We start from the raw sequence: 24,917 nt of genomic DNA, 5'->3' as shown, positions 1-24,917 counted from the left end.
TCCGTGTCGGCGGGCATGCTACCCTTCGCCCCATTATATCGATGCCCCCGGATAAAGAGCAGGATTGTGACTCAAGACGCCGCCACACCGCACACCCCCATGATGGTGCAGTATTTACGTATCAAGCGGGAGCACCCCGACGTATTGCTGTTCTATCGCATGGGCGATTTCTACGAGCTCTTCTTTGATGATGCCAAACGCGCCGCGGCCCTGCTTGATATCACCCTGACGGCACGCGGGCAATCGGCCGGCAGCCCGATCCCGATGGCCGGCGTTCCCTACCACAGTGCCGAGGGCTATCTGGCAAGACTGGTCAAGGCAGGACAGTCCGTGGCGATCTGCGAGCAGATCGGCGACCCGGCCACCAGCAAGGGGCCGGTTGAGCGCAAGGTCGTGCGTATCGTCACGCCCGGCACTCTGTATGACGAAGCCCTGCTGGACGCTCAGCATGACAATCTACTGGTGGCCCTGCATGCACATCACGGTGGCTGGGGCATCAGCTGGCTGGAGCTTTCCAGTGGCCGATTTGCAGTGCTTGAAGCCGACAGCGACGACGACCTGCTGGCTGAAGTGCATCGGCTGGCCCCGGCTGAACTGATGGTGGCCGACGAGTTGCCACTGCCCGGCGCCCTGGCTGACCATCCGGGGCTTCGCCGCCAGCATGCCTGGCAGTTTGATCTCGAAACCGCTCAGCGGCTGCTGTGCGACCAGTTCGGCGTGCAGGACCTGAATGGCTTCGGGTGTGCTCATATGCATCGGGCCATTACTGCAGCCGGGGTGCTGCTTGACTATGTGCGTGACACGCAGCGCAGCCAGCTGCCCCATATCACCTCACTGTCCGTCGAGCTGCGTGATGAAGCCATCGTGATCGATGCCGCCAGCCGTCGGAACCTTGAAATTGACATCAACCTGGCCGGCACCGGCGACAATACCCTGGCCAGCATCTGGGACACGACTCAAACGGCCATGGGCGCACGGTTGCTGAGGCGCTGGCTGAATCGTCCGCTGCGCGATCAGTCACGCATCATTGCAAGGCAGGATGCTGTTGACGTGCTGCAGGAAGAGTATCGGTTCGAGACCTTCCGTGACCACCTCTCACCGATCGGCGATATCGAGCGCATTCTGGCCCGCGTTGCACTGCGCAGCGCACGCCCCCGCGATCTGGCCCGCCTGCGCGATGCCCTGTCGGCGCTTCCCGCTGTGCAGGCGCTGCTGGCGCCACTGCCTGACGGTACCGCCCTCGACGGCCTCAAAACTCATATCGTTCCCTATCCGACGCTTGACGATACCCTGAGCCGGGCCATCATCGATAACCCGCCGGTAGTGGTTCGTGATGGCGGTGTAATCGCCGACGGCTTTGACAGCGAACTGGATGAACTCCGTGGGTTGCATGAACACGCCGGCGAATACCTGGTCGAGCTCGAGCGCCGGGAAAAGGAACGCACGGGGCTATCGAGCCTGAAGGTCGGTTATAACCGGGTGCACGGCTACTTCATCGAAATCTCCCGAGCTCAGGCAGCCCAGGCTCCGGCCGAATACATCCGGCGACAAACGCTTAAAAATGCCGAACGCTTCATCCTGCCGGAGCTCAAGCAATTCGAAGACAAGGCCCTGTCTGCCCGCACCAGGGCCTTGGCACGTGAGAAATGGCTCTACGAGCAGCTCATTGATCAGCTCAACGATGAGCTGGTCGCGCTGCAATCCACCGCCCAGGCACTCGCCATGCTGGACGTGCTGGCCTGCTTCGCCGAACGGGCACGCACCCTGGCACTTACACGCCCGAATCTGGTCAGCACCCCTGGGCTTGAGATAGAAGGTGGCCGCCATCCGGTCGTCGAACACGTGTCCACACACCCGTTCGTTCCCAATGACCTGACATTGAATGACGACGCCCGCATGCTGGTGATTACCGGCCCGAACATGGGTGGTAAATCCACCTTCATGCGACAGAACGCCCTGATTGCCCTGCTGGCCCATACCGGCAGCCCCGTCCCGGCAGATCGTGCCAGCATTGGCCCGGTGGATCGTATTTTCACCCGTATCGGTTCTTCGGATGATCTGGCCGGTGGCAGGTCAACCTTCATGGTCGAGATGACCGAAACCGCCAATATCCTGCACAACGCCACTGAGGAAAGCCTGGTGCTGATGGATGAGATCGGCCGCGGCACCAGCACCTTCGATGGCCTGTCACTAGCCTGGGCCAGTGCAGAACATCTGGCCCGCACCCGCGCCTATACCCTCTTTGCGACCCATTATTTCGAGATGACGGCGCTGGCAGATCAACACAACGGCATTGGCAACGTACACCTTACGGCCGTAGAGCATGGGGACAGTATTGTCTTTATGCACAAGGTGGAACCCGGTCCGGCCAGTCAAAGCTACGGCCTGCAGGTAGCGCAGCTGGCCGGCGTCCCACGCCCGGTGATCGAACGGGCCCGACAGAAGCTGGACAGCCTCGAACAACCCGCCAGAGCCTCAACGCAGGATACGCAGCCCGCCGGTATGCCCCATCAGGGCGATATCTTCGATGCACTGCCTCATCCCGTGATCGAGGCGCTTGGTCAGACCGATCCTGATACACTGTCGCCCCGAGACGCTCTGGCCCTGATCTATGCCTGGCGCCAGCAGCTTTAAGTTCGGTCTACACCTGCCGATCCGTACAGGCTGTTCATCATTATCAATACCCGGCGTGTGGCCCGGTGCTTGCCGCCCGCGCCACACGCCCTCTAAAATACCGATAAATTGAGGCAACGGGCCTTGATGCCCCTGCCCATCCGTGACCGAGGAGTAACACAATGACGTTCGTCGTCACCGAAAACTGCATTCAGTGCAAGTACACCGATTGCGTGGAAGTCTGCCCGGTAGACTGCTTCTATGAAGGCCCCAACTTTCTCGTCATTCATCCCGACGAATGCATTGACTGTGCCCTGTGCGAACCGGAATGTCCGGCCGAGGCCATCTTCTCGGAAGACGAGTTGCCCGAGGGCCAGGAGAAATTCATCGAAATCAATGCCGAGCTGGCCGAAGTCTGGCCCAACATCAGCGAACGCAAGGATGCGCTTGACGATGCTGACGAGATGAACGGCAAGGAAGGCAAGGCAGACAAGCTGGAGCGCTAGACACCAGCTACTGCACGGATGAAAAAAAGGCGCCCATGAGGCGCCTTTTTAGTGCCTGCCGATCAGATGGCAGACAGTTCGGGGCCGACATGCAAAAACGGCGGCCCCGGAGGCATGCAGCGCGAATGATTCAGCGCTTACTGCCCCTTGACCTCACTGAGACCACGGTACGGAGCCTTGCCCTTCAGTTCGTTTTCAATGATCAGCAGACGGTTGTATTTCGCCACTCGGTCGCTGCGCGACAGCGAACCGGTCTTGATCTGACCGGCACAGGTGCCTACTGCCAGATCCGCGATGGTGGAGTCTTCGGTTTCACCACTGCGGTGTGAGATAACGGCCGTGAAGCCGGCATCCTGCGCCATGCGAATGGCATCCAGCGTTTCGGACAGTGAGCCGATCTGGTTGAACTTGATCAGAATCGAGTTACCGATCTTCCTGTCGATGCCTTCCTTGAGAATACGGGTATTGGTCACGAACAGGTCATCACCGACCAGCTGCAACTTGTCGCCGAGCTTCTCGGTCAGCACTTTCCAGCCATCCCAGTCAGATTCGTCCAGACCATCCTCGATGGATACGATCGGGTAATCGTTGCTGAGGCCGGCCAGATAATCGACGAACCCGGCAGCGTCAAAGGACTTGTTCTCACCGCCCAGCACGTACTTGCCATCCTTGTAGAACTCGGAGGCAGCGCAGTCGAGTGCCAGCGTCACGTCGGTGCCCAGGGTGTAGCCGGCGTCACTGACTGCCTGCTTGATGGAAGCCAGCGCATCGGCATTGGATTCGAGGTTCGGCGCAAAGCCACCCTCGTCGCCCACTGTGGTTGCCAGCCCCTTGCCGGACAGCACCTTCTTGAGCGCGTGGAAGATCTCGGCGCCCATGCGCAGCCCTTCACTGAACGATTTTGCGCCCACCGGCTGAATCATGAACTCCTGAATGTCCACGTTGTTGTCGGCGTGCTCGCCACCGTTGATGATGTTCATCATCGGCAACGGCATGCTGAACTGGCCCGGCTGGCCGTAAAGTTCAGCGATGTGAGCATACAACGGCTGGCCCTTGCTGACGGCAGCGGCCTTTGCGGCAGCCAGTGATACGGCCAGAATGGCATTGGCCCCCAGCTCGGACTTGTTGTCGGTTCCGTCCAGCGCCAGCATCTTGTTGTCCAGCTCACGCTGATTGGTGCTGTCCATCCCCAGAAGCGCATCGCGGATCCTGCCGTTGACAGCCTCGACAGCCTTCAGCACACCCTTGCCCAGATAGCGTGACTTGTCACCATCACGAAGCTCCAGTGCTTCACGGGAACCTGTAGAGGCACCGGATGGAGCACAGGCGTTGCCGCGCGATCCGTCCTCAAGCACCACTTCCGCATAAACAGTCGGGTTGCCGCGGGAATCCAGCACTTCCAGCGAATGGATATCAGCAATCTTGGCCATGTCGAAACTTCCTTTTCGGGATCAGGTATCCCTGAGTTCTAGATCGAAAACGCCGCGAACAACACCATGATCGCGTCATTTCACTAAAGTCGCTGGCCTAACATGCCAGCCTGGCCGCCGTTATTCCAGTGGCGAGCTGCGTCATTGTAGTGTTCAGACAAGAAAATGCCGACCCGAAGGTCGGCATGAACTCGTTCATCAGTCGCGATCTTCCCGATCGCTCTGCTGCTGGCGGGCACGCTCTGCCTTGTGATCCAGCGCGGCATTGACGAAGCCGGTGAACAACGGGTGACCGTCACGCGGTGTGGACGTGAATTCCGGGTGGAACTGACAGGCCACGTACCAGGGGTGATCAGCCAGCTCGATCATTTCAACCAGGGAGTTATCGACGCTCTTGCCCGAGAAGATCAGGCCGGCCTGCTCAAGCTCGCTCACGAACTGGTTGTTGACCTCGTAGCGGTGACGATGACGCTCGATAATGGTGTCAGCACCATATACCTCACGGGCACGACTGCCGGGCGTCAGGCTGCAGCTCTGGCCACCCAGACGCATGGTGCCACCCAGATCGGAAGAGGCATCACGGGTTTCAATATTGCCTTCCGGCGTAATCCACTCGGTGATCAGACCCACGACCGGGTGTTTGGTCTCGAAGCTGAACTCGGTCGATGTGGCATCTTCCCAGCCCACCACGTGACGAGCAAACTCGATGATGGCCACCTGCATTCCGAGACAGATACCGAGGTAGGGGATCTTTCGTTCGCGGGCAAAGCGGGCCGTGGCAATCTTGCCCTCCACACCACGGGAACCGAAACCGCCAGGCACCAGAATCGCGTCCTTGCCTTCAAGGCGTCCGGGGCCGTCGCGCTCGATTTCCTCGGAGTCGATGTAATCGATGTTGACCTTGACCCGCGTCTGAATACCCGCGTGAATCAGGGCCTCGTTCAGCGACTTGTAGGCATCCAGCAATTCCATGTACTTGCCGACCATGGCGATATTGATCGACTTGAGCGGATTAAGCTTGGCGTCCAGCACCCGCACCCATTCATCCAGGTTGACCGGGCCCGGCTCCAGACGCAGGCGATCGCAGACGAATTGGTCCAGACCGTGCTCGTGCAGCATCAGCGGAATGCGGTAGATCGTATCGGCATCCAGCATCGGGATAACGGCACGCTCTTCAACGTTGGTAAACAGGGCGATCTTGCGACGCTCGCCCTCTTCCAGCTCCACTTCGCTCCGGCACAGCAGTACATCCGGCTGAATACCGATCGAGCGAAGCTCCTTGACGCTGTGCTGGGTCGGCTTGGTCTTGGTCTCGCCGGCCGTCTTGAGATAGGGCACCAGGGTCAGGTGCATGAACATGGCGCGGTGGCCGCCCAGTTCGGAACGCAGCTGGCGAATGGATTCAAGAAATGGCAGGGATTCGATGTCACCCACGGTGCCGCCGATTTCCACCAGTGCCACGTCATAGCCTTCGCCACCGACCTTGACCCGGCGCTTGATTTCGTCGGTGATGTGCGGAATGACCTGCACCGTACCACCCAGGTAATCTCCCCGACGCTCCTTCTTCAGCACGTGCTCGTACACACGGCCGGTAGTGAAGTTGTTGGCCTGGGTCATTTTCGAGCGAATGAAGCGCTCGTAGTGCCCCAGATCCAGATCCGTCTCGGCCCCATCCTCCGTGACGAACACTTCTCCGTGCTGAAAAGGACTCATGGTGCCGGGATCCACGTTGATGTAAGGATCCAGTTTAAGAATGGTCACCTTGAGACCACGGGACTCCAGAATGGCAGCCAGTGAAGCAGAAGCAATGCCTTTGCCGAGCGAGGACACAACACCGCCCGTCACGAAGATATATCGTGTCATGAAAAACCTGTCAGAAGCGTGGAACTGGAGGCCCGAAAAGAGTGAAAAAATACGCGGGCCAGGATGGGATGTCAGTCTAACAGAGTCGGATGCGAGGCTCAATTTAACGCCGCCAATGGGCAGGACAATCACACGCCCCTTCAGCGTACGTCGGTATCAAAAGCCAGGGGGGACGCGACCTGCTTGATCGACTTGGTCACGATATAGGAATGGTAGCGCTTGATACCGCTGTCGCCGACCAGCCAGTTGTCGATCATCCGCTGATACTGATCGATGCTTTCAGCCTCGACCTTGAGCAGGTAATCGACGCCGCCCCCCACGCCCACGCACTCCGTGACCTCCGGGGTGGCCATGATCAGCTGCTCGAAACGGTCGGCATGCGCCAGATCGTGCTGCTCAAGCTCGATCTGAACCCATACCGGAGTGCGCGGCATCAGAACAGCCGCATTGATGAACGCACCATATCCCGTGATGATGCCAGCCTGCTCAAGCCGCCTGACCCGCTCCCAGCAGGGACTGACCGACAGATTGATTGCCTCGGCCAGCCTGGACTTGGTAATGCGCCCTTCCCGGGCCAGAATCGACAGGATCTGCACGTCATAGCGATCCAGCCGCACACTGCTCCCCTTAGCGCTCAAGGGTGGCTACCTCCTCACCGATGACCACCAGCGTATCTCCCATGTTTACCCGGGCAGGGAAGCGGCGTGCCAGCACGATGCCATCGCGCCCGGCATGATACTCCACCGGGTCGGTACCGGTTCGGGTAATGTCGTAGATACGCGCCACCACCTCACCCTGCCGAACCAGGCCACCCAGGGCACAGGTCATCTCGAGCAGACCAGCATGCTCGCTTTGCACGTAGCAGCTGGCATCCGGCATTTCGACATAACGCTGATGGGCCGAGCGGGTCAGCTCTCCCTCCATGACCCCGGAAAAGATCAGGAAGTTACGCACCCCGCGCTCGGTCAACTCGATACTGCCGGGTGTCGATGTCCCCCCACCACCCAGCTCGGTCGTCACCAGCACCTTGCCCTGACGCTCTACCACCGTGTCATAAAGCGCCGAGGCATCAAGCTCAAACATCATGATGGCCGTCTGGGCGCCGAAGGCCATTGCGCCTTCCATGCTCTTGCGCTCCAGTGCCAGATCATCCAGCCGGTGCGCCGCCGCGAAGGGCAGTATATCCAGCGTCCGTCCACCGGAATGCAGATCGAGGGCGTAATCACACATTGGTACCAGATACCGGGTAAAATAATCCGCAATCTGCCGGGTCGGACTGCCATCCGGGTCGCCGGGGAAAGAGCGATTCAGGTTGCCCTTGTCCATGGGCGATGTCCGGCGGCCGGCCTCGGCGGCTGGGGGATTCATCATCGGTACGATGATGACCCGCCCCTGAATATCTGCGGCCTTCAGCCGGCTTGACAACTTCAACAGGGCCGTAATGCCCTCGTACTCGTCACCGTGGTTTCCTCCGGTCAACAGGGCGGTCGGTCCGTCGCCGTTCCTGACCACGGTAATCGGTATCATGATCGCGCCCCAGGCAGACTCATCGTGAGATACCGGCAGTTTCAAATACCCGTGCTGTACGCCGTCGGCATCGAAATCAACCGTGGAAGAGATGGGACTCTCGCGCATTATTGTTCTCCAGCAGGGGGCCGCCGCACACGATGATGTCAGCAGGCCCGGATATTATTTGACAAACAGCTGACGCGGAAAGGAACACAAGGGCTCTGCCCCATGTTCGGTAATCAGAATCGTCTCGGTAATTTCCAGCCCCCAGTCAGCCATCCACATGCCTGGCATGAAGTGAAAGGTCATGCCAGGTTCGAGCACGGTATTGTCAATGGGGCGCAGGCTCATGGTCCGCTCGCCCCAGTCCGGTGGATAACTGATCCCGATGGGGTAGCCACAGCGTGCGCCTCCCCGGTCGAACCCGTACTTGTCCATCGCCGCGCCGAGCGCCTTTGCCACGTCACTGCATCTATTGCCAGGCCGCGCGATGGCCAGTCCGTTATCGATGCCTTCCAGCAACGCTGCCTCCCCTCGAATAAAGTCCCGGGTCGGCCTTCCAAGGAAAATGGTACGCGACAGTGGCGCATGGTAGCGCTTGTAGCACCCGGCAATCTCGAAGAAGGTGCCCTCACCTTTCTTGAACGGAGTATCGTCCCAGGTCAAATGAGGTGCGGCAGCGTCCGGACCGGTCGGCAACAGCGGCACGATGGCCGGATAATCACCACCATGGCCATCGACGCCTTCGATACCGGCTCGATAGATTTCCGCCACCAGCCGATTCTTGGGGAGCCCCGGCTCGATCATGTCAAGAATGCAGGCATGCATGTGCTCGACAATGCGTGCAGCGCAGCGCATGTAGTCAATTTCGGTCGGTGACTTGATGGCCCGGCACCAGTTGACCAGGGCGGTGGCATCGTCAAACCGTGCATGTGGCAAATGCCTTTGCAGGCTCGTAAAGGCCTTGGCGGAAAAATAGTAGTTATCCATTTCCACGCCGATCACACAGCGGTCCCACCCCCACTCGGGCAACACCGACTGCGCCAGAAACTCCATGGGATGCATGTCCGGGTTCTGGACGTAATAGTCGGGGTAGTACAGCACATGCGTATCGGGATTCATGTAGCAGGTTCGCACTGCTCCATTACTGTCCTGGCGCCGGCCATACCAGACAGGCTCACCCTCCAGACCGACCAGTACACATTGATGCACGTAAAACGACCAGCCGTCATAGCCGGTCAGCCACCCCATGTTGGACGGGTCATAGATAATCAGCACATCCAGGCCTCGTCGAGCCATGGAAGCGCGTACCTTGCGAAGCCGTTGTGCATACTCCTGACGGCTGAAGGGCAGGGTTACCGAGGGAATCTTCTTTGGTGTCGTCATCGCTTGCTCGCCCAACGTTTTTATAATCACTAGCAGAGTCTGCTTCAGCCCTGCAAACTCTAGACGATGCATTCTGGCGCGCGGGGTCATCACGTGATCGATCTCTCGCCGACCTGTTCATGAGTCTGCACCTCAGACTCATGCAGGGTCAAAGAAAATATAAGCACTTGCCAAAACAGCACTTTCCCCTGGCTCTGGCCCCATTGCTCGCGCTAACGTGCCTGCAGGGCGGGCATGGCCTGCTGTACTGTCACTATTTCATGGAGGCGTTTGTGCACATCCTGATTCATGACCTTCAGAAGGCTGCCTGCTGGCAGAGCGCCTTGCAGGATGCCTTTCCGGACGCGCAGGTCGACACGACGGACGAGGTCGGCTCTGTTCCGGCCGAGATACTGATTGTCTGGCAGCCGCCCACCGCGCTGCTGGCCGCACAGGACCAGCGGCTGCAGGCCATCCTGAACCTGGGCGCCGGCGTGGATGCGCTCCTGAACAGCGCTGCCCTGCCGGACGTACCGGTCTTCAAGCTGAGGGGCGCAGGCATGGAACCCTTCATGACCGAGTACGTGCGCTACGGGCTGCTGCATTTCTACAGAAACATGGATCATTACCACCGGGATCAGCGCAAGGGCGTCTGGCAGCCTCGGGGGCTTGAAGACAGGCAGGACTGGCCTGTCTGCGTACTCGGTCTGGGCACCATCGGCCGTTATGTCGCCCAGGCCATCGCTGCCGATGGCTTTCCGGTTCATGGCTGGAGTCGTCATGAAAAACATCTGGATCATGTCACGACCCACGCAGGTGAGCAGGCGCTGGCCCCGTTACTGTCCAAAAGCCGTGTGGTCATCAACCTGCTGCCCGATACGCCTCTCACCCGGGGCTACCTCAACCATCAGTTACTGGGCTGTCTGCCGAAAGGCGCTGTGGTGATCAACATCGGTCGTGGCACCACCCTCGTGCTGGAGGACCTGATGGCACGACTGGATGAGGGACATCTGCGAGGCGCCGTGCTGGATGTCTTCCCCGAGGAACCGCTGAACGCGGATCACCCCATCCGGGGGTATGACAACGTGCTGATTACCCCACACATTTCCGGGCCAACGCCGATCAAGGGCGCCATCGACCAGCTGGTGTCGTACCTGCAGGCCATTGCCAGGAAGGATTTTTCAGAGGCCGTCAGCAGGGAGGCAGGCTATTGATCCGTCAACTTCATCTGGCGTGGCTGCTGATGCTGACCACAGCCCTGCCTGCACATGCAAGCACATCATCGACCCGCAGCCCGGCCATCACCCCCTTCGAGGCCACCTATCACCTGAGTGTGAAGGGCTGGCCTGACGCTACCGTGTCGCACACCCTCAAGGCGCATGGCGATGACTGGCAAAGTCACATGAAGGCCAGGATCAGCATTGCGACCGGCGAGGAAACCGGACGCTTCGTAGCCGGCGCACCGCTTGAAGCCATCGCCTATCGAGGTGGATACCACCTGCTGGGCATCAGCCACGATTACCGCCTGGACAGGCAGGATCTTGCCACTCTGCCGGACCGCCAGACGGCGCTGGTACAGCTGGGTCTGTCACTTGATGCAGCGCGCTGTCGCACCAACGATCAACCGCCCTGCCGGTTCGACTACATGAATGAAAAGGGCAAGGCACGCCACTACCTCTACCGCGTTACGTCAGCGGCACCGGTCACCACGCCGGCAGGCTCACTGGCCGCGCGCCATATTCACGCCTGGCGGGAGGGTCATTCGGACAGCGTGATCAACGCAGCGCTCAGCACTGATACGCCTGGCCTGATCCTGAGTCTCGATTACCTGAAAGACGATACAGTGAAGGCGCGACTGCGCCTGACTCACCTGACATCCGGACCCGGGACACCGTAAGCGGTTTTGCCTACAATGCGCCCCTTGAGCCAAACAGGCGCCTTGACGTGAAAGGATGTAGACACCATGGCCGGACTCTGGTGGATGATTGTGCCGCTGCTCGCCGGCTACCTGCTGCCGTGGCAAGGACAGCAGGCCAAACGGCGCGTAGACCGCCTGGTAACGCCCACCATTTACCTGCTGCTGGCGTTGATGGGGCTTGGGCTTGCCGGGCTGGATGATCTGGGCCGCAACCTGACCCGGATGGCCGGCCATGCGCTGGTGCTGCTCGGGCTGTTGAGTTTATTGAACGGTATCGGACTGTGGGGACTGGCGCGGTGCTACCGCGCCCGCGCCATAAACCGCCCGGCTGCCGATGTTGCACCCCCTCCCCCCGTATCCATTGCCTCTTCGTTGATTGATGGCGCGCTTCTGATCGGGCTGGTTGGGCTGGGGTGCCTGCTGGGTCGTCTGTTGCCGAGTCTGGCAACGCACGGCAGCCAGTGGGCAGAAGTGGCACTCTACGTGCTGCTGGCCCTGATCGGAGCACAGCTGAAACAGGCAGGGCTGTCCCTCCGGGAGCTGATTCTCAATCGACGCGGTGTACTGATTGCAGTAACCGTGCTGGTGACATCACAACTGGCCGGAATCGTCGCGGCATTGGTGCTTGGCCTGCCAGTAACCCAGGGGCTGGCGCTGGCCTCGGGCTTTGGCTGGTACTCCCTGTCCGGCATCCTGATGACGGATCAGCTCGGCTCGCTGTGGGGCGGCGTGGCCCTGCTGAACGACCTGGGTCGCGAACTGATTGCCCTGCTGCTGGTACCCTTGATTGCCCGACGTACGCCGGAACTGGCGGTAGGCTACTGCGGTGCAACGGCCATGGATGTCACGTTGCCGATGCTGAGCCGCAGTGGTGGCATAACCTGTGTTCCGCTGGCGCTGGTCAGCGGCTTCCTGCTGTCTCTGCTTGCGCCGCCGATGATGGTGTTATGGCTGGCAGCTGGATGAGCATCACCATCCATGACACCTTGCGATGTACCACACCGCTTCCTCTCAACTTCATGCTCAGGATGATTGCCATGTCGATGCCGGATGCCGGCAAGCCATTTCATGCCAGGGACGTGCGGCCATGAGCCGGCGCAACCGCCCGGGTTCGGGCCGCATTACGTTGGGCGATGTAGCCGAACATGTCGGCGTCAGCAAGATCACCGTATCACGAGCCCTGCGCCAGCCGGACAAGGTCGCGGACCCGCTGCGCCAGCGCATTCTCGATGCGGTTGACGCCCTGGGCTACATCCCCAATCGACAGGCCGGAAGCCTGGCCAGCGCCCGGACCCACGCGATAGCGCTTCTGGTACCGTCCCTGTCCAACGGCGTCTTTTCAGACGTGCTGCGTGGCGTCGATGACATTGTTCAGGACACCGGCTATCAGGTACTGCTGGGGCACTCGGGCTATTCCCTGCAGGAAGAAGAACATCTGGTCAGTACCTATCTGGGGTATGGCGTGGAGGGCTTCATTCTTCCCAGTGGTCAACACACTGACCGTACACTTTCCCTGTTGTCGCGTTCCGGGTTACCGGTCGTGGAAATCATGGGGCTTTCAGACACCCCGATTGACATGTCGGTCGGGCTCGACCATGAAAAGGCCGGCTACAGCATGACACAGGCACTGATCGAGGCAGGGTTTCAGCAGATCGGTTTTGGCGGGGCCCGGATGGACTACCGCGCCCGGCAGCGTCACCAGGGCTGGCAACGTGCCCTGCGCGAGGCAGGGCGGCGTGATGATATCTGCATGACCACCACCCGCCCCTCCAGCTTTCGGTTTGGCGGTGCACTGCTCAACGACATGATGACACGCTGGCCATCCCTGGATGCCCTGTTCATGTGCAATGACGATCTGGCCGCCGGCGCGCTGTTCGAATGTCAGCGACGCGGCATCCTGCTGCCGGATGATCTGGCGCTGGCAGGCTTCAATGGCATGGATATCACCGCCTCGACCGAGCCGGCACTGACCACGGTCATGACACCACGCCGCACCATTGGCCAGGAAGCGGCGCGCCGTCTGCTGGCCAGGCTCGAGGGTGATTCCTCCCTGTCATCCAGCCTGGATGTCGGCTTCGAGATCGCCTGGCGAGCCAGTACGACACGTACCAGGCGCTGATGACTCAGCGCCCGGGCTGGCGTGAGTTATCGACGACCCGCAGGCATTGATCCATGACGCCCTCCGGCGAAAGACTGATGTCGATATTGAAGGCCTCACCGCCGATGGGCGGCTCAAGCGTCTGGAACTGGCTGGCCAGCATGTTCGATGAAAAGAAGTGATCGGACCGTCTGCTCATTCTCGCATGAATAAGGGCATAACTGCCGTCCAGGTACAGCGCAATCAACTTGTCATCACCTCCCTCGCGCAAATGCTGCCGATAACGCCCCTTGAGCGCCGAGCAGGCAATCACCACGCTGTCATCGCGATCCCGGTACTCTGCCAGCAGCTCACTGAGGCGGTCGAGCCACCCGGCACGATCATCATCATTGAGTGCTTCGCCGCGGCTCATCTTGTCGATGTTGGCCTGCGGATGAAAATCATCCCCGTCATGGAAGTCACATCCCAGTGTTTTTGCCAGGCGCGCTCCGATCATTGACTTGCCCGACCCAGAGACCCCCATGACCAGAATACGGCGGGACACCAGTGCCGAAAGGGATTGAACCATGGTCTAACTCCTGTTGTTTATGTAGCAATGTTACCGATAACATCGCATGTTTTAGGCCGCACGTGTAGCACCACTATCGTCGGTATCCGCCGCGCCATCTCACAGGGACCCGCATCATGTCTCATGCCAGTGTTCTGATTGCCGCCGCCTTGGGCGGCATTGTTCTGCTGTTGTTTTTTGTAATGAAGCTGCGACTTCATGCGTTTGTTGCCTTGCTGCTGGTCAGCCTGCTGGTGGGAGTTGCAACCGGTATGCCACTGACCGATATCGTCGAAACCGTCAAGAAGGGAATGGGCGGCACGCTGGGGTTCGTGGCCACGGTCGTTGGCCTTGGCGCCATGTTCGGCAAGATGCTCGAGGTATCCGGCGGTGTAGACCGGCTCGCCAATACGCTGTTAAAGCGCTTTGGTGAAGGCCGCTCCCAGTGGGCCATGGCCATCGCCGGTTTCATGATCGCCATTCCGGTCTTTCTGGACGTCGGCTTCATAATTCTGGTGCCGCTGATCTATGCCCTGGGCAAACGTACCGGTCGATCGCTCCTGCATTACGGAATTCCGCTGCTGGCCGGCCTGGCCGTCACGCACTCCTTCATGCCGCCGACGCCCGGCCCGATTGCCGTTGCCAACCTGATCAATGCCGATCTGGGTTACGTTATCCTGTTCGGTGCCATCTGCGGCCTGCCGGCCATGATTCTGGCCGGCCCGGTATTCGGTACCTATATCGGCAAGCGTATCCACGCTACCGTGCCGGACTACATGCAACAGGAAGCCGGCGAGGTGCGTGAAAACTATGATGACCTGCCCGGCTTCAGGATGATTGCCTCGATCATCATGCTGCCACTGGTATTGATCCTGGCCAATACCGTCAGCGGCGTCATGCTGGATGAAAGCAGCATGGTCTATCAGGTACTGGGCTTTTTCGGCAGCCCGATCGTGGCGCTTCTGATCACGACCCTGCTGGCCTTTACCCTGCTGGGCACCAAACGCGGCCTGTCCCGCGAAGAAGTCATGGGGGTAGCTACCAAGTCACTCGAACCTGCCGGGATCATCATTCTGGTCACCGGCGCCGGTGGCGTGTTCAAACAGACCCTGATCGATTCAGGCGTGGGTGACGTCATCGGCCATTACATGGCAGACAGCTCCCTGCCACCGGTACTGCTGGCCTTTATCATCGCCACCGGGGTACGCGTCATTCAGGGCTCCGCCACGGTGGCCATGATTACCGCTGCCGGTTTGATGGCACCGGTCATTACCCAGCTTGATCTGAGCGGGCCGATTCTGGGGCTGATCGTCATTGCCATCGCCTCCGGTGCAACGGTACTGAGTCATGTCAACGACTCGGGGTTCTGGCTGGTCAACCGCTATTTCGGGCTGACAGAAGCACAGACCCTGAAGAGCTGGACAGTGATGGAAACCATCATTGGCGTTGTAGGTATCATCATGGCGCTGATTCTGACCCTGTTCATCTGACCCTGCCTGTTGCCAGCCCATGCTTGATGGGCTGGCAACTTCCCACCTGTTTTCTACACTGCTATGAACTGTTCGGGGCACGGCCCCTCACAGGGCGTCTTCACGCTGTCAGGGAGGTCTGCATGGCCGCACCGCTTTTCATAGCCGATCTCGAATTCAGACACGCCATCATTCAGGCGCCCATGTCCGAAGGGATAACCACTCCGGAACTGGTGGCGGCCATTGCCCGCCAGGGGGCCGTCGGCAGTCTTGCCGCAGGCTACATGACCCCTGCCGACATTATCGAACAGACACAGCACGTTCGCGCCTGCACCTCGGCGCCGTTCGCACTGAATTTGTTCATTCCCCCACGGGACGCGCAACATGGCTGCGACATGGACAGGGCTCGCCTGGCGCTTAAACCGTGCTACGCTGCCGCCGGCGTACCCATGCCGGAGCAGCTCGACGACCTGCCTGCGTTTGAAGACCAGTTCGAGGCCATGCTGGCCGTACAGCCGGCCATATTCTCCTTTACCTTCGGCATTCTCGATCAGCGTCATATAAAGGCGTGTCGGGCTCGAAACATCGCGCTTGTCGGCACGGCCACCAGCGTGTTTGAAGCCAATGGCCTGGCACACAGCGGCGTCGATGCCATTGTCCTGCAGGGCGAGGAAGCCGGAGGCCACTGCGGCAGCCATAACCCTCATGGCCAGGGTCAGCCCCTGAACGCCCTGTTGCGGGCCTGCCGTCCGCACATCACCCAACCTCTGATTGCTGCCGGCGGCCTGATGAGCGCGCTGGATGTTCGCCGTGCGCGACAGCACGGCGCTGACGGTGCACAGTGCGGCACGGCCTTTCTGCTGGCCGATGAAGCCGGCACGCCGTATGGCTGGCGATGCGCTCTGGAAGATGCAGGCCAGGACGCCACCGAGGTCACCATGGCAGCATCCGGTCGCCTGGCCCGAGGCCTTCGCAATGCATGGATGAGCCCACGAGCACCACGCGACATTGCCCCCTGGCCCTGGCAGGCCCTGCTGACGGCACCCCTGCGCCACCAGACGGAACATATCGAGTGGAAGAACCTGTGGGCCGGCAGCCGGGTTCACCACATCTCGACCGGCTCGGCCGCCAGCCTGCTGGCTTCGCTGTGTCGTTGAGTCGGCAAACGGCCTTCTTCGCGCTCACATCATTATCCCCCGTAATGACTGGCAGGTTAAACCGTCCGAGCGGGCCCCGGCACGGGCCTTCAAGCCAGGCGTGGACATCGTCGCAGGCCGTTGGCTCAATTTCCGCCATGTTCCCGCCGTTAGACGAAGTGCCAATACGCATGCCGCATCAATCGTGGCGGGGCTGTTGAAGGCGAAGACCAATCCCTGTATTTTAATTGAACGATCGATCAATAAAAAAAGTTATAGCATGACGCTATTCGGTCACGCCGGTCAGAAGGCAACATGACTGACTGGCTTACTCAGCATGACCCGTTTCGCACGTTCATTCATGGCTCCCGTCACGGGGCAGGAAAATGAAGTGCGCCTGCACCGTGTAATGCGGACAGGTACCGCCGACTCACGGCGGATTCCAATAACTCGAAGAGGATCGTTCATGACATCGCATGAAACGGAAAATACACCCAGGGCAAGACTGAATCCGACCGTTTTTTTTGGTTCGGCCTTTTTTATCGTGATCTTTGCCTTCTGGGCCATGTTCTATACCACCCAGGCACAGGAAATCATCTTCACCATGCTGGGGTGGATATCCAACACCTTTGGCTGGTACTACATGCTGGCAGGCACGCTGTACCTTGCCTTCGTCATTTTTGTTGCCTGCTCACGCTTCGGGAATATTCGACTCGGCCCCAAGCACTCTCGCCCCGAATTCAGCCTGATGTCCTGGGCCTCCATGCTGTTTGCCGCAGGCATCGGGATCGATCTGCTGTTTTTCTGTGTGGCCGAACCGGTTACCCAGTTTCTCGCCCCACCGACCACTGACGGCGGCAGCATGGAAGCTGCTCGTCAGGCTACGGTCTGGGCCATGTTCCACTACGGCATTACCGGCTGGGGCATGTATGCCCTGATGGGCATGGCACTGGCTTATTTCAGCTATCGCTATAACCTGCCCCTGACCATCCGCAGCGCGCTTTATCCGCTGTTCGGGAAAAGGGTCGAAGGTGTCATCGGCCATAGCGTGGATATCGCAGCAGTCATCGGCACCGTGTTCGGTATCGCGACCAGCCTGGGCATCGGCGTGGTGCAGCTGAACTATGGCCTGACCTTCCTGTTTGATATTCCAGGCAGCATTGCCATTCAGGGCGCGCTGATTCTTGTCTCCATCGTGCTCGCTACCATCTCCGTGGTCGCCGGCGTCGACAAGGGCATTCGTCGCCTGTCGGAATTCAACGTGCTGCTGGCCCTGGCCCTGCTGGCCTTTGTACTGGTAGAAGGCAAGACCATCTTCCTGCTCAATGCGCTGGTACAGAACGTTGGCGATTACATCAGCCGATTCACCAGCATGACCATGGACACGTTCGCCTTTCGCCTCAACAACCCTGATACCGCCGCTGATACGTCCGAATGGCTGAACTGGTGGACCCTGTTCTTCTGGGCATGGTGGGTTGCCTGGGCTCCGTTTGTCGGCCTGTTTCTGGCGCGCATTTCACGCGGTCGTACCATCCGCGAGTTTGTGATCGGCACCCTGACCATTCCGTTTGTATTTACCCTACTGTGGATCTCGATCTTCGGTAACAGCGCCATCGAGATGATCCTGAGCGGTAATGCCGACTTCGGCCAGCTGGCAATGAACAACCCTGAACAGGGGCTGTATGCCCTGCTGAGCCAATACCCGGGCATTACCTGGACTGCAGGTCTGGCCACCCTTTTGGGCATGCTGTTTTATGTCACCTCTGCCGATTCCGGCGCGCTGGTACTGGGTAACTTCACATCCATCATTCCGGACCCCAACCATGACGCACCGACCTGGCTGCGTATCTTCTGGTCTGTCGTGATCGGCCTGCTGACCTTTGCCCTGCTGCTGACCGATGGCGTGTCCGCCCTGCAAAGCATGGTGGTCGTCATGGGCCTGCCCTTCTCGTTCGTGATGTTCTTTGTGATAGCAGGCCTCTACAAGTCGCTGCGGATGGAAAGCTTCCGCGAGGACAGCAAGATGGCCAGCCTTTCCGGGCAACTCTCAAGCCGTACCAGTACCGGTGAGCACGGCGCGGCCCTGGACTGGCGCAAACGCCTGAGCCGCTCCATGGACTTCCCGACCGTCGAGCAGATCAAGGCCTTCCAGCAGGACATCTGCCTGCCCGCCATGGAAGAGGTCTGTGAGGAGCTTAACAAGCAGGGCGCCAGAGCCGAGCTGATTCATGGCGAGGAAGACATTCCTCATCTGGCACTGAATGTGATGCTGGATGATGAACAGAACTTCACCTATCAGATCTGGGCACGAAGCTTCGAGACACCTGCCTTCGCACACCGGGAATATGATCAATATTACCGGCTGGAGGTTTATCTGCTGGAAGGCAGTCAGGGGTACGACCTGATGGGCTATACCCGCGATCAGGTTATCGAGGATATCCTCGACCAATACGAGCGCCACATGAACTTCCTGCACATGAGCCGTGAAGCACCCGGCAGCTCGGCCACCATACCGGACAGCCCGGAGCTGCCCGAGTAACCCGGCCGATCTGACCGGTATCCCTTTGGCCGACCCCTGCGGGTCGGCCTTTTCGTGTCTGCTCGTCCGACAGGGCCACCTTTTACACATCGGCCTGCCACGTCGCCCATAAAAAAGGCGCCTTGCAGCGCCTGAAAAGAGAGATATAACAGAGAGATGTAGAAAGCCATCGTAATTACCCGGCGCTGGTCTCGCCTTCAAGACTGGCTTCCGGAGCCGGTGCCGGCTTGAGCAGTGCATACAGCACGCCCACGATCAGCGAGCCTGCCGCGATGGACAGCAGATACAGCAGTGCATGATTGACCGCATTGGGAATCAACAGCACAAAGAGCCCACCATGTGGCGCCATCAGGGTAATCTTGAAGAACATGGACATGGCGCCCGTGACTGCGCCGCCGATGATGCAGATGGGGATAACCCGTAGCGGATCCTTGGCAGCAAAGGGAATGGCCCCCTCACTGATAAAGCACAGGCCGAGTACGAACGAGGCCTTGCCGGCTTCCTGCTCTGCCTGAGCGAACTTGCGCTTTGCAAGCATGCTGGCAATACCCATGCCGATCGCCGGTACCATGCCACCAGCCATGATGGCAGCCATCGGGCCATAGGTTTCAGAAGACAGCAGACCAACGCCAAAGGTATAGGCAGCCTTGTTGACCGGGCCCCCCATGTCCACACACATCATCCCGCCAAGCAGCAGACCCAGCAGAACCGCATTACCCGTCCCCATCGACTTCAGGAAGTCGGTCAGTGCGGTCATGATGGCAGCTACCGGCGTACCCACGACATAAATCATCACCAGACCGGTAAAGAGGCTCGCCAGCAGGGGAATAATCAGAATCGGCTTGAGTGATTCAACACTGGCCGGCAGCTTGACGTAGCGGGTAACCGCCATCGCCGCATACCCGGCCAGAAACCCTGCCAGAATACCGCCAATGAATCCCGCACCCAGGCTGGCTGCCAGCCAGCCACCGATCATGCCGGGGGCAATGCCGGGTCGGTCGGCAATCGAGTAGGCAATGTAACCTGCCAGTACCGGCACCATCAGCTTGAAGGCACTGCCGCCACCAATCTGCATCAGGGCCGCTGCCAGAGTTCCTTCCTCTTCGAAGGCCTTGATCCCGAACACAAAGGACAGCGCGATACACAGGCCACCTGCCACCACCATCGGCAGCATGAAGGACACCCCGGTCAGCAGGTGCTTGTAGATGCCCTTTTCCTTGACACTACCGCCACCGCTACTGCCGGCAGAGCTGCCTGCCTGCTCGACACGAGCCTCGGCCAACGCCGTTTCAATGGTCTGCTTTGATTTTTTCAGGGCACTGCCGGTCGAGGTGCGATAAATCGGCTTGCCTTCAAAGCGCGTCGGGTCTACTTCAATGTCACAGGCCAGAATAACCACATCGGCCTGAGCGATTTCCTCCGGCGTCAGCTTGTCCTGAGCCCCTACCGAGCCTTGGGTTTCCACACGTATGTGGTGCCCCTGGGCCTTGCCGGCAGCGCTCAGGGCTTCAGCAGCCATGAAGGTATGCGCCACCCCGGTCGGGCATGCAGTAACTGCCACGATATGCTTCTTTCCACCATCGGCGGCAGGCGCCGGCGCGGCTGCGCCGGTGGCCTGTTCAGCAGGCTCGGAAGCACTGCCAGACCAGGGTGCGGCCTTTTCCTGGGCCATGGCCAGAAAGGCATCCGGGTTCGGCAGCGCATCTTCAATCGCGCCCTTGTAAAGCGGCTTGCCGCTGAAACGCGATAGATCGATCGCCCGTCCCGCAGCCACCACGATCAGGTCCGCATCGCGCACCTGGTCGTCACTGGCTGTTTGCGACTGACCCAGATCGCTCTGGTTATCCACCACAACCTCCCACCCACGTCGGGAAGCTGCAAGCTCAAGCCGTCGAGCGGCCAAAAACGTCGTTGCCATGCCACTTGGGCAGGCCGTGATGATAATGGCTTTCATACACGCCACTCCCCTGCGGGCCGACCATCGGTCAGCTGTTGTAGAACACATTGTGTTTTCAGTGTTTCAAGATCGGTGGCGTGGATATCACCCACGCCTACGTGGCGCACGGCGTCAGCCGAAAGCGCCGTGGCAAACCGCAGCGTCTCCTCCACGGGCCACTGCATCAGTTCACCATGCAGTGCCGCAGCCACCAGGGTATCACCGGCACAGACCGTACTGACGACCTCAACCGCTGGCGGCCGGGCAGACCAGACGCCCGCCGGCGTCGACAGCACCATACCGTCGCCGCCCAGTGATACAAAGACGTTGTGGATGCCGGTCTCATTGAGCCGCCGTGCTGCTTCGACGACCGCCTCCCGGCCATTGACGGGTGCCCCGAGCCATTCGCCCAGTTCCACGTCATTGGGTTTGACTGCAAAGGGTACCGCCGCAAACCCGGCCTTGAGGGCCGCACCGCTGGTATCAAGCCAGACGGGCACCTCAAGCGTACCGATAAAGCGAACCAGCTGCTCGAACCGCTCGGGCGAGACGCCAGGCGGCAGGCTGCCGGCCATCACGACCGCCGATGCCCGACCGGCATGGTCGGCCAGCACGGCTTCAAGGGCCGCAAGATACGTCTCACCGACCTGAGCACCAGGACCGTTGATATCCGTTACCCGGCCATCTGCCTCGGACAGCTTGACGTTGACTCGCGTCTCGCCCGGCACCCGTACAAAGGCATCTTCGACGCCCCAGGCAGCAAAGGCCCGTTCGAATGCGCCCTGATTGTCTTCGCCCAGAAAGCCGGTGACGAGCACATCATGCCCCAGCGCGCGCAGCACGCGCGCCACGTTATTGCCCTTGCCGGCGGCGTCCATCCGGGATGACTCGCTGCGGTTGACCTCCCCCGGTCGTACGGCATCCAGCTGAATCGACAGATCCAGTGCCGGATTGAGTGAAATGGCAATCACCCTGGCCATTTACATGTCCTCCAGCGCGTCACGGACGTCCGCTGCCGTCGGCAGCATCAGGATACGTTCGGCCAGTTGCGTTGAATCCGCCATCGACAACTCACGAATGCGTGCCTTGACCATCGGGACCTGGCGGGCCGCCACGGACAGTTCGTCCACGCCCAGCCCGACCAGCACGGGCACCGCCTGAGCATCAGAGGCGAGTTCGCCACAGACACCAACCCAGCGCCCTTCTGCATGCGCAGCGTCCACGGTCATCTTGATCAGGTGCAGCACGGCCGGATGCAGGCCGTCTGCCTGGGCGGACAGCTGGGAATGGCCGCGGTCGATCGCCAGGGTGTACTGGGTCAGGTCATTGGTGCCGATGGAGAAGAAATCGACATGTTTTGCAAGCGTCGGGGCCAGAATGGCGCAGGACGGAATCTCGATCATGACGCCGACCTGTACGTCCGGCGCCTTGATGTCCTGCTGAACCCGATCAACGATCGCCTTCGCTGCATGGAACTCAGCCACGTCCTTGACCATCGGGAACATGATGCGCAGCGGTCGATCATCCGCAGCCGTCAGCAGCGCACGAATCTGGGTTTCAAGCACCTCGGGGCGCGTCAGCGCCAGGCGGATGCCGCGCAGCCCCAGGAAGGGGTTGTCTTCCTGCGGGATCGGCCAGTAATCCAGCGGCTTGTCACCGCCCACATCCAGCGTACGGGCAACCAGCGGCCGGTCATGGCCCAGCGCATCAAAGGCTTCGCGGTATTCGCTGATCTGGGTGTCCAGATCCGGCGCGTCCGGATGGGCCATGAAAATGAACTCGGTACGCAACAGGCCGACGCCTTCGGCGCCACGCTCGACAGCATCCTTGGCATGAGCGGTGTTGCCCAGGTTGGCGCAGACTTCAATCCGATGGCTGTCCGTGGTGACCGCGCTTTCGAAACGGGCGTCATACGCCTTGCGCTCACGCTGATCACGCTCCCGGATGGACAACTCCGCCCGGTCCCGACGTTCCTGGCTGGGCTGGGGAATAACCCGACCACGCTCACCATCCAGAATCATGTCCTGACCATTTGCAAGCGCCAGCACGGTATCACCGGCGCCAACCACGGCCGGAATACCCAGCGCACGTGCCAGGATGGCACTGTGGGAGGTCGCCCCCCCCTTGGCCGTCAGCAGTCCCTTGACCTTGCTGGTATCGAGCTGAGCCACATCCGAGGGGCCCACGTCTTCCATGACCAGAATATAGGGATGAGCCGGCGGCTCCGGCAGTTCCACGCCGCACAGCAGTCCGAGTACACGACGTCCGACGTCTCGAAGATCGGCCGCGCGCTCGGCAAGCAGCCTGTCTGCAAGGGCTTCCTGCGCCCGGGCAGAAGTATCGATGGCCTTCCACCAGCCCGCTTCTGCCGACAGCCCTTCACCGATGGCTTCAAAGCCGGCTTCCTTGAGCTCCGGGTCCTGCACCATTTCCTCATGCATGGAAAGGATTTCCGCGACCTCCCCACCGGCATGATCTATCAGGGACTCAAGCTGACGGTGGGCCTGATCGATGGCAGTGCTCAGGCGCTCACGCTCACCGGCGGCATCACTGGAGTGCTCTTCATACTTGAAGTCCGGCAGCCGCATGACGAATACCGGCGCAATCGCCATGCCCGGCGAGGCGGCCACGGCCGCCAAGGCCGTATCAGGCGCCGGCGGCTCTACCGGGGTATAGCGGGTCTTGTTACGCGATGGCCGAGCTGCCGACGTATCATCCAGCGGGGTAACCACTTCCCCCAGACCGCCACGCACGGCTTCAACGACGGTGTCCAGTGCCGCTGCAGCAGTCGCGCCACGGGCAGAGAACACCAGCATCTGACCACGACGCGCGCCCAGACCGATCACCTTGGTCAGGCTGGTAGCGGATACGGCATTGGCGTCGCCTTCCATCAGGCGCACCTTGATCTCGATGCCCTGTTCACGCGCCACCTGTACCAGTTGCTTGGCCGGACGAGCATGAAGGCCATGGGCGTTGCGTACGCGTACCTTGGCCGTTTCGGCATCAGAGCTTTCGCCTGACAGCCGCGCCAGAATCTGCTGCGGACTGACGCGGGCAAGCTCCTCACCCTTGCCGTCTTCCAGCAGGCCGATCAATCGTTCCATCAAAGGCACGTGGCCGTCACCGTGCTCTGCCAGACAGAAGACACCCGCGGTATCGGACAGCGGTGGCTGGCTGGTGGCAAATCCCAGTGCAGGCTGTTTGACCCCATGGCGCGATCGCACCAGCCACAGTTTCTGACCCAGCGCCACCGGCGTCTGATCAAGGATGTCGGCCACAAACAGCTCATCGACACATCCGATCTGACGCAGCCGCGCAGCGGCCGCGGTGGCAAGCTCCAGACGATCACGGGCCGGCAGGCCGACCAGCAGCGTGTCCTGGTCCAGTCGGGTGGGCAATGCCGGTTCCTTCGACAGCAGGTTGATGACGGCTTCGGGACTGGAGGCGCTGGAAAGCTGATCAGCTACGCCATCCCGGTCAAGCACATGTGTCAGGCTTCGAAGAATGTCCAGGTGCTCGTCGGACTGGGCCGCAATGGTGATGATCAATGTGACGCGGGCACCGTCATGCCAGTCCACGCCGCCTGGGAACTGAAGCAGGCGAACACCGGTCTTTTTGACATACTGACGACTGTCCTGGGTGCCATGGGGAATGGCAATGCCATTGCCCAGATACGTCGATGACTGATTTTCACGATCAAACAGGGCATCGCGGTAGCCTTCTTCCGCAAGGCCGGCATCCACCAGGGACTGGCCCGCCTGGGTAAGCGCATCGCGCCAGTCGGTCGCGGTGCGTCCCAGCGATACGGCGTCTTGAGTAAGCGTTAGCATGGCTGAATCTCTAATGGGGAAAACGGTAGCTGAATCGTTTCACTGTGCTATGGTAGCCATGCTGAAACGTTTCAGCTACCAAATCAAGTGGTCGACTGTGCAACTTTGGGCGCACGATCACGGTTTATGATTCCTTTTCATCCTGAACGTCGAGGGCG

The 24,917-nt window shown here is 60.2% G+C and carries 18 protein-coding genes; 9 read left to right on the top strand and 9 right to left on the bottom strand.

The window, feature by feature from the left end:
* The first annotated feature begins 99 nt into the window (after nucleotides 1-99).
* Both mutS and fdxA read left to right on the top strand, forming a co-directional pair.
* Nucleotides 100-2,634, top strand: coding sequence for a DNA mismatch repair protein MutS (mutS, locus tag OQ287_RS00315; RefSeq protein WP_265895883.1), 2,535 nt, complete (start codon nucleotides 100-102; stop codon nucleotides 2,632-2,634).
* Nucleotides 2,635-2,795: 161 nt separating this feature from the next.
* A complete protein-coding gene (gene fdxA, locus OQ287_RS00310; RefSeq protein WP_250935826.1) occupies nucleotides 2,796-3,119 on the top strand; it encodes a ferredoxin FdxA in 324 nt (107 codons plus the stop codon).
* A 137-nt stretch (nucleotides 3,120-3,256) separates the two neighbouring features.
* Here fdxA and eno read toward each other — a convergent pair whose 3' ends face one another.
* The 5 genes from eno to doeA all read right to left on the bottom strand — a co-directional run bounded on the left by eno (nucleotide 3,257) and on the right by doeA (nucleotide 9,289).
* The gene (gene eno / locus OQ287_RS00305; RefSeq protein WP_265895193.1) at nucleotides 3,257-4,549 is read right to left on the bottom strand and encodes a phosphopyruvate hydratase; all 1,293 of its coding nucleotides are present in this window, start codon (nucleotides 4,547-4,549) and stop codon (nucleotides 3,257-3,259) included.
* Between the two features lie 198 nt (nucleotides 4,550-4,747).
* The gene (locus OQ287_RS00300; protein WP_250935822.1) at nucleotides 4,748-6,412 is read right to left on the bottom strand and encodes a CTP synthase; all 1,665 of its coding nucleotides are present in this window, start codon (nucleotides 6,410-6,412) and stop codon (nucleotides 4,748-4,750) included.
* Between the two features lie 140 nt (nucleotides 6,413-6,552).
* Nucleotides 6,553-7,050 carry an Lrp/AsnC family transcriptional regulator gene (locus OQ287_RS00295; RefSeq protein WP_250935820.1) on the bottom strand — a complete coding sequence of 166 codons (498 nt, stop codon included), beginning with the start codon at nucleotides 7,048-7,050 and terminating at the stop codon, nucleotides 6,553-6,555.
* Nucleotides 7,040-8,047 (bottom strand): N(2)-acetyl-L-2,4-diaminobutanoate deacetylase DoeB, encoded by a 1,008-nt coding sequence (doeB, locus tag OQ287_RS00290; protein WP_265895192.1) that lies wholly within the window; start codon nucleotides 8,045-8,047, stop codon nucleotides 7,040-7,042. Before doeB ends, OQ287_RS00295 begins: the two co-directional genes overlap by 11 nt.
* 54 nt (nucleotides 8,048-8,101) lie before the next feature.
* The gene (doeA, locus tag OQ287_RS00285; RefSeq protein WP_265895882.1) at nucleotides 8,102-9,289 is read right to left on the bottom strand and encodes an ectoine hydrolase DoeA; all 1,188 of its coding nucleotides are present in this window, start codon (nucleotides 9,287-9,289) and stop codon (nucleotides 8,102-8,104) included.
* A gap of 185 nt (nucleotides 9,290-9,474) precedes the next feature.
* Between doeA and OQ287_RS00280 the strand changes: the two genes are divergently transcribed.
* The 4 genes from OQ287_RS00280 (at nucleotide 9,475) to OQ287_RS00265 (ending at nucleotide 13,323) form a co-directional block, all read left to right on the top strand.
* Nucleotides 9,475-10,500: a 2-hydroxyacid dehydrogenase gene (locus OQ287_RS00280; protein ID WP_265895191.1), complete on the top strand. Its 1,026-nt coding sequence runs from the start codon at nucleotides 9,475-9,477 to the stop codon at nucleotides 10,498-10,500.
* Nucleotides 10,497-11,183 (top strand): hypothetical protein, encoded by a 687-nt coding sequence (locus tag OQ287_RS00275; RefSeq protein WP_265895190.1) that lies wholly within the window; start codon nucleotides 10,497-10,499, stop codon nucleotides 11,181-11,183. The genes OQ287_RS00280 and OQ287_RS00275 overlap by 4 nt, the downstream gene beginning before the upstream one ends.
* 66 nt (nucleotides 11,184-11,249) lie before the next feature.
* A complete protein-coding gene (locus OQ287_RS00270; RefSeq protein WP_265895189.1) occupies nucleotides 11,250-12,170 on the top strand; it encodes a lysine exporter LysO family protein in 921 nt (306 codons plus the stop codon).
* 121 nt (nucleotides 12,171-12,291) lie between these two features.
* Nucleotides 12,292-13,323 (top strand): LacI family DNA-binding transcriptional regulator, encoded by a 1,032-nt coding sequence (locus tag OQ287_RS00265; RefSeq protein ID WP_250935815.1) that lies wholly within the window; start codon nucleotides 12,292-12,294, stop codon nucleotides 13,321-13,323.
* Between the two features lie 4 nt (nucleotides 13,324-13,327).
* On the opposite strand, the gene OQ287_RS00260 is transcribed toward OQ287_RS00265, so the two are convergent.
* On the bottom strand, nucleotides 13,328-13,870 hold the full coding sequence (locus OQ287_RS00260; RefSeq protein WP_250935814.1) for a gluconokinase: 543 nt from the start codon (nucleotides 13,868-13,870) through the stop codon (nucleotides 13,328-13,330).
* A gap of 116 nt (nucleotides 13,871-13,986) precedes the next feature.
* Here OQ287_RS00260 and OQ287_RS00255 point away from each other — a divergent pair, with 116 nt between their 5' ends.
* The 3 genes from OQ287_RS00255 (at nucleotide 13,987) to betT (ending at nucleotide 18,993) form a co-directional block, all read left to right on the top strand.
* Nucleotides 13,987-15,339 carry a GntP family permease gene (locus OQ287_RS00255; RefSeq protein ID WP_265895187.1) on the top strand — a complete coding sequence of 451 codons (1,353 nt, stop codon included), beginning with the start codon at nucleotides 13,987-13,989 and terminating at the stop codon, nucleotides 15,337-15,339.
* Nucleotides 15,340-15,461: 122 nt separating this feature from the next.
* Nucleotides 15,462-16,475, top strand: coding sequence for an NAD(P)H-dependent flavin oxidoreductase (locus OQ287_RS00250; protein ID WP_250935812.1), 1,014 nt, complete (start codon nucleotides 15,462-15,464; stop codon nucleotides 16,473-16,475).
* Between the two features lie 445 nt (nucleotides 16,476-16,920).
* Entirely contained in the window at nucleotides 16,921-18,993 is a 2,073-nt protein-coding gene (gene betT / locus OQ287_RS00245) for a choline BCCT transporter BetT (RefSeq protein WP_250935810.1), read from the top strand.
* A gap of 175 nt (nucleotides 18,994-19,168) precedes the next feature.
* Here the strand turns inward: betT and OQ287_RS00240 are convergent, their stop codons facing one another.
* From OQ287_RS00240 to ptsP, 3 genes are read right to left on the bottom strand one after another with little or no spacing between them, the layout of a single operon-like run.
* Nucleotides 19,169-20,947, bottom strand: coding sequence for a PTS fructose-like transporter subunit IIB (locus OQ287_RS00240; RefSeq protein ID WP_250935808.1), 1,779 nt, complete (start codon nucleotides 20,945-20,947; stop codon nucleotides 19,169-19,171).
* On the bottom strand, nucleotides 20,944-21,909 hold the full coding sequence (gene pfkB, locus OQ287_RS00235) for a 1-phosphofructokinase (RefSeq protein WP_265895185.1): 966 nt from the start codon (nucleotides 21,907-21,909) through the stop codon (nucleotides 20,944-20,946). Before pfkB ends, OQ287_RS00240 begins: the two co-directional genes overlap by 4 nt.
* Nucleotides 21,910-24,759, bottom strand: a complete 2,850-nt coding sequence (gene ptsP / locus OQ287_RS00230) for a phosphoenolpyruvate--protein phosphotransferase (RefSeq protein ID WP_265895184.1) — start codon at nucleotides 24,757-24,759, stop codon at nucleotides 21,910-21,912.
* Nucleotides 24,760-24,917: the final 158 nt, after the last annotated feature.

Source organism: Larsenimonas rhizosphaerae (assembly GCF_026240105.1).
Classification (GTDB): Bacteria; Pseudomonadota; Gammaproteobacteria; order Pseudomonadales; family Halomonadaceae; genus Larsenimonas; species Larsenimonas rhizosphaerae.
The sequence above is the reverse complement of the archived record's forward strand: the minus strand, read 5'-3'. Positions and strand labels throughout refer to the sequence as shown.

Excerpts from the sequence above, each read along its gene's own strand:
- mutS (WP_265895883.1), top strand. The coding sequence starts at position 100 with ATGATGGTGCAGTATTTACGTATCAAGCGGGAGCACCCCGACGTATTG.
- fdxA (WP_250935826.1), top strand. The coding sequence starts at position 2,796 with ATGACGTTCGTCGTCACCGAAAACTGCATTCAGTGCAAGTACACCGAT.
- eno (WP_265895193.1), bottom strand. The coding sequence starts at position 4,549 with ATGGCCAAGATTGCTGATATCCATTCGCTGGAAGTGCTGGATTCCCGC.
- OQ287_RS00300 (WP_250935822.1), bottom strand. The coding sequence starts at position 6,412 with ATGACACGATATATCTTCGTGACGGGCGGTGTTGTGTCCTCGCTCGGC.
- doeB (WP_265895192.1), bottom strand. The coding sequence starts at position 8,047 with ATGCGCGAGAGTCCCATCTCTTCCACGGTTGATTTCGATGCCGACGGC.
- OQ287_RS00270 (WP_265895189.1), top strand. The coding sequence starts at position 11,250 with ATGGCCGGACTCTGGTGGATGATTGTGCCGCTGCTCGCCGGCTACCTG.
- OQ287_RS00265 (WP_250935815.1), top strand. The coding sequence starts at position 12,292 with ATGAGCCGGCGCAACCGCCCGGGTTCGGGCCGCATTACGTTGGGCGAT.
- OQ287_RS00260 (WP_250935814.1), bottom strand. The coding sequence starts at position 13,870 with ATGGTTCAATCCCTTTCGGCACTGGTGTCCCGCCGTATTCTGGTCATG.
- OQ287_RS00255 (WP_265895187.1), top strand. The coding sequence starts at position 13,987 with ATGTCTCATGCCAGTGTTCTGATTGCCGCCGCCTTGGGCGGCATTGTT.
- OQ287_RS00250 (WP_250935812.1), top strand. The coding sequence starts at position 15,462 with ATGGCCGCACCGCTTTTCATAGCCGATCTCGAATTCAGACACGCCATC.
- betT (WP_250935810.1), top strand. The coding sequence starts at position 16,921 with ATGACATCGCATGAAACGGAAAATACACCCAGGGCAAGACTGAATCCG.
- OQ287_RS00240 (WP_250935808.1), bottom strand. The coding sequence starts at position 20,947 with ATGAAAGCCATTATCATCACGGCCTGCCCAAGTGGCATGGCAACGACG.
- pfkB (WP_265895185.1), bottom strand. The coding sequence starts at position 21,909 with ATGGCCAGGGTGATTGCCATTTCACTCAATCCGGCACTGGATCTGTCG.
- ptsP (WP_265895184.1), bottom strand. The coding sequence starts at position 24,759 with ATGCTAACGCTTACTCAAGACGCCGTATCGCTGGGACGCACCGCGACC.